Genomic DNA, 5,026 nt, shown 5'->3' on the forward strand with positions numbered 1-5,026 from the left:
GGGGCGGTGCGGAGCTGCGCCGCACGACCAGCCGGTGGGCGGTGGTGCGGCGGCGGCCGGGCCCGTCGGCGCCGTCGATGCGCTCGGCGAGCAGGTCCAGCGCCGTGGCGGCGATGGCGGCGCGGTCCAGGCGCACGCTGGTCAGCGCGGGGGTGGTGTAGGCCGCCAGCGCGATGTCGTCGAAGCCGACCACCGCGACCTGCTCGGGCACGGGCACGCCGGCCTCGGCCAGCGCCGACACCGCGCCGACGGCCAGCAGGTCGCTGGGGCACAGCAGCGCGTCGAAGGTGCGCCCGGCGGCCAGGGCCGCGCGCACCGCGCGCGCACCGGCGTCCGGGGAGAACTCCGGCGCGACCAGCGCCGGCGCGCCGGCCGCCCCCGCCTCCCGCAGCGCGGCGGCCCAGCCGTCGTGGCGGCGGCGGGCCGTGGCGGCGCGCGCGCCGGGCTGCACGCCGAGGAAGGCCACGCGCCGGCGCCCGGAGGCCAGCAGGTGCGCGGTGGCCTCGCGGGCGGCGGCGTGGTCGTCGATGCCCACGTGGTCGACCTGCTCGGGCGCGGGACCCTCGCCGAGGAGGACCATCGGGGTCTGCAGGTGCCGGGCCTGCAGCTCCGCGGCGCTGACGGCGACGGGGTCGAGCAGCACGCCGTCGACCAGGCCGGCCTCGGGGGCGTCCAGCAGCGCGCGCTCGGCCTCCAGGGAGGCGCTGGTCTGCTCGATCAGCACGGTGTAGCCGCGCTCGTGGGCGGCGTCGACCACGTGGCGGGCGAGCTCGGCGTAGTAGGGGATGTCGACCTCGGGCAGGGCCAGGGCGATCAGCCCGGTGCGCCCGGTGCGCAGCCGCCGGCCCAGCGCGCTGGGCCGGTACTGCAGCTCGTCGATCGCCTCCTGCACGCGCCGACGGGTCTCGGCACGGACCTGGGGGTGGTCGCGCAGGACGTTCGAGACGGTCTTGGCCGACACCCCGGCCCGCTCGGCGACGTCCTGCAGGCGCGCTCGTGCCACGGGAGCTCCTCTCCGATCACGCACCCCTGTGTTGCGTCCCGCCACTCTGGCCGCTGACTTCCACCGTTGCAAGTCCCGTTCCACCGTTGCAAGTTTCCGTCCATCGATGTACCAATGGGTCGACGACGAGGAGGTCGACGGATGACCGGCAAGTGGTCAGGACGACGGGGGGCAGGCGGTGCGCAGCGCACCCCGCTCCCCGCGGGGGCACCCGGCGCCAGCCGGCGGGGCGTGCTGAGAGGAGGGCTGGCGGCCGGGCTGCTGGCGCCGCTGGCCGGCTGCGGCAGCGTGGCCGACCTGGGCGGGGGTGGTCCCGACGGCACGACCGTCCGGTTCTGGAACCTCTTCAGCGGCGCCGACGGCGCCAAGCTGAGCACGATGATCGACGCGGTGCAGCAGGAGGTGCCGGGCCTGGGCATCGACGCGACGGTCCTGGCCTGGGGCTCGCCGTACTACACCAAGCTGGCGATGTCCTCGGCCGGCGGCCGGGCCCCGGAGATGGCCGTCCTGCACCTGTCGCGGCTGGCCGGCTACGCGCCCGGCGGGCTGCTGGACCCGTGGGACCTGGACCTGCTGGCCGAGTTCGGCGTCACCGAGCAGGACTTCCCGGCGGCCGCGTGGCAGCGCGCCCAGCACGACGGGCAGCTGTACGCGGTGCCGATGGACACCCACCCGTTCATCCTCTTCTACAACCGGGACGTCGCCGGGCGGGCGGGCCTGCTCGGCCCGGACGGCGAGCTGCTGCCGCTGACCTCGCCCGAGGCCTTCCTCGACGCCGGGCGCGCCATGGCCGCCGCCACCGGCGCCACCGGTGTCGCGTACGGCTACCAGGTCGACACCGGCCAGGCGCTGCGGCTCTTCCTCAGCTTCTACGGGCAGCTGGCGGGCGAGCTGGACCTCTCCGGCGACACGGTGGGCATCGACCGCGCCGCCGCCGAGGAGGTCGTGGACTTCGCGCACCGCATGCTCGACGGCGAGATCGCCGACCCCACGGCCAGCTACCCCGCGGCGCTGTCGACGTTCAACGCCGGGCGCGCCGGCATGATCCTCTCCGGGGAGTGGGAGCTGCCCGGCTTCCAGGAGGCCGGCTTCCCGCTGGGCGCCACGCCCTTCCCGGCCCTGTTCGGCCGGCCCCGCGGGTACGCGGACTCGCACAGCTTCGTCCTGCCGCACCAGGACGTCGTCGACGAGGACAGGCGCCGGGCGACCCACCGGGCCGCGGCGGGCCTGCTGAAGCAGACGCTCACCTGGGCCAGGGCCGGCCACATCCCGGCGTACAAGCCGGTCCTGCAGGAGCCCGGCTACGCCGAGCTCGAACCCCAGACCAGCTACGCCTCCGCCGCCGAGACCGCCGTCTACGACCCGGCGGCGTGGTTCACCGGGGCCGGCTCGACCTTCCAGGACCAGGTCTCGCAGGCGCTCATCCGCGGCTTCAGCGGCGCGGCGAGCCCGCGCGCCGCCGTGGACGACGTGGTCGAGCGCATCGACGCCATGCTGCGCATCCCGGACCCGGAGGCGTGATGCGGGCGACGAGCGCGGCACCGGCGGCGCGAGCGGGCACGACCACCAGCGACCAGGGGGAGCGGCGATGAGCACCGCGGAACTGTCCAGGCCCGGCACCGCCCCGACGGGCGCGCGGGGCCGGCCGAGCCGGCGCGCGGGCCTCGGCAGCGGCTTCTGGTTCACCGCCCCGTTCCTGGTCGTCTTCGCCGGGTTCCTGCTGTGGCCGGTGGTGTACGGGGTCTACCTGGCCTTCACCGGGGCCAGCCTGTCCGGCGGCGGCGAGGGGCTGATCGGCTTCGGCAACTTCGGCGAGGCGCTGAGCGACCCGCTGGTGTGGCGGACGCTGCTGAACACGGCGGTCTTCACCGTCGCCAGCACCGTCCCGCTCGTCGTGCTGCCGCTGGTCATGGCGCTGCTGGTCCACCTCTCGCTGCCGGGGCAGTGGCTGTGGCGGCTGGCGTTCTTCGCGCCGTACCTGCTGCCCGTCACCGTGGTCTCGCTGCTGTGGGTGTGGATCCTGCAGCCCGAGCTGGGCCTGCTCAACGACTGGCTGGGAGCCGTCGGCATCGGCCCGGTCGCCTGGGTGCAGGGCGAGGGCTCGGCGATGTGGAGCGTCGTCATCGCCACCGTCTGGTGGACCTCCGGGTTCAACTTCCTGCTGTACCTGGCGGGTCTGCAGAACATCCCCGGTTACCTGTACGAGGCGGCCGCCCTGGACGGCTCGGGCGGCTGGCGCACGTTGCGCTCGATCACCCTGCCCATGCTCGGGCGCACCACGGGGATCATCGTCGTGCTGCAGGTGCTGGCGTCCCTGAAGGTCTTCGACCAGATCTACCAGATGACGTCCGGCGGACCGGACAACGCCACCCGCTCGATCCTGCTCTACGTGTACGACCAGGGCTTCTCGAACTACCGGCTCGGGTACGCCTCGGCGATCGCCAACATCTTCTTCCTGCTCGTCATCGTCCTGTCCGTCGCCCAGTTGCGCCTGTTCAACCGCCGGGAGGCATGAGCCATGGCCACGACCACCACGAGCGTGCCCCGGCGCCGGCGCCCGGCCCGACCGGACGCCCAGCGCTCCGCGCTGGGCCCGGGGCACCGGACGCTGCCGCGGGCGCTGGGGTTCGCCGCACTGCTCGCCCTGGCGGCCCTGTGGCTGCTGCCGCTGCTGTGGGGCCTGGTCACCGCCCTGAAGTCCGAGGCCCAGGCCGCCTCGCTGCCGGTCCGTTGGTTCCCGCAGGCGGGCGGGTTCACGCTGGACTCCTTCCGGACCGTCCTGACCAGCTCGAACCTGCCGCTGTGGCTGCTCAACAGCGTCCTGGTCGCCGTCGTCGTCACCGCGGTCACCGTGCTGATCTCGGCCATGGCCGCCTACGGCTTCTCGCGCACGGTGTTCCGGGGCCGCGAGTGGCTCTACGCGCTGACGATCGCGGCGATCATGGTTCCGCCCCAGATCCTCATCGTGCCGCTGTTCCGGCAGATGCTGAGCCTGGGCCTCGTCGACACGTACTGGGGCATCATCCTGCCCCAGCTCGTGGCCCCGGCGATGGTCTTCGTCCTCAAGGGGTTCTTCGACGGCATCCCGGTGGAGCTGGAGGAGGCCGCCCGCATGGACGGCGCCGGTGCGTTCCGGGTCTTCTGGCAGATCGTCATGCCGCTGTCGCGATCGGTGCTCGCCGCGGTGTCGATCTTCGTGTTCATCAGCGCCTGGAACAACTTCCTGTGGCCGTTCATCGTCGTCAACGACCCCGACCTGATGACCATGCCCGTCGGGCTGGCGACGGTGAAGAACGCCTTCGGCGTGACGTTCGCGGCCGACATGGCCGGCGCGACGATCGCCGCCCTGCCGCTGCTGGTCATCTTCATGCTGTTCCAGCGGCAGATCATCCGCGGCGTGGCGACCACCGGCCTCGGGGGTCAGTGACCGCGCACCTCCTGCGCGCCCTGCGCGCGCACCTCCTGCGCGGACCGGCCGGGGGGTTCCGCCGGCGCCCCGGTCGCGCCACGATGGGCGCGGCCGGGGCGCCGTGTCGCCGACCCGGCGGGGGAGGGCGCCGTGAGCGCGGACGGGGACGCGGGCGGTGCCCGCCGTGCGGGCGGTGCGGGCGGGGCCGTGGAGGAGGTGCGCTGCGTCGTCGCCGGCGGCGGCCCGGCCGGGGTGGTGCTGGGGCTGCTGCTGGCGCGCTCGGGCGTGCCGGTGCTCGTGCTGGAGAAGCACGAGGACTTCCTGCGCGACTTCCGCGGGGACACCGTGCACCCCTCCACGCTGCGGCTGCTGGACGAGCTGGGCCTGGCGGAGGACTTCCTGCGCCTGCCGCACGCGCGGGTGCAGCGCGCGAGCGCGACCACCGACGACGGCACGTTCGCCGTCGCGGACTTCTCCCGGCTGCGGGGGCGCTTCCCCTTCCTGGCGCTGGTGCCGCAGTGGGACTTCCTGGACCTGCTGGCCTCCCGCGCGCGGGCCTACCCCGGCTTCGAGCTGCGCACCGGCGCGCAGGCGGTGGGGCTGCTGCGCGAGGG

The 5,026-nt window shown here is 74.4% G+C and carries 5 protein-coding genes; 4 read left to right on the forward strand and 1 reads right to left on the reverse strand.

Annotated features, from left to right (window positions below; all coding sequences use genetic code 11):
• On the reverse strand, nucleotides 1-1,003 hold a 1,003-nt coding region (locus GTR00_RS14260), incomplete at its 3' end, for a LacI family DNA-binding transcriptional regulator (RefSeq protein ID WP_166612271.1).
• Nucleotides 1,004-1,234: 231 nt separating this feature from the next.
• Here GTR00_RS14260 and GTR00_RS14265 point away from each other — a divergent pair.
• The 4 genes from GTR00_RS14265 to GTR00_RS14280 form a co-directional block, all read left to right on the forward strand.
• The gene (locus GTR00_RS14265; RefSeq protein WP_166612272.1) at nucleotides 1,235-2,524 is read left to right on the forward strand and encodes an extracellular solute-binding protein; all 1,290 of its coding nucleotides are present in this window, start codon (nucleotides 1,235-1,237) and stop codon (nucleotides 2,522-2,524) included.
• A gap of 67 nt (nucleotides 2,525-2,591) precedes the next feature.
• Complete coding sequence (locus tag GTR00_RS14270) at nucleotides 2,592-3,518, forward strand: carbohydrate ABC transporter permease (RefSeq protein WP_166612273.1); 927 nt, start codon at nucleotides 2,592-2,594, stop codon at nucleotides 3,516-3,518.
• Between the two features lie 3 nt (nucleotides 3,519-3,521).
• Nucleotides 3,522-4,430, forward strand: coding sequence for a carbohydrate ABC transporter permease (locus GTR00_RS14275; protein ID WP_166612274.1), 909 nt, complete (start codon nucleotides 3,522-3,524; stop codon nucleotides 4,428-4,430).
• Between the two features lie 132 nt (nucleotides 4,431-4,562).
• Nucleotides 4,563-5,026 (forward strand): FAD-dependent monooxygenase (locus GTR00_RS14280; protein ID WP_323132484.1); only part of this gene is annotated, 464 nt, incomplete at its 3' end.

Origin of the sequence: Kineococcus indalonis (genome assembly GCF_009906395.1) — a bacterium.
GTDB classification, from domain to species: domain Bacteria; phylum Actinomycetota; class Actinomycetes; order Actinomycetales; family Kineococcaceae; genus Kineococcus; species Kineococcus indalonis.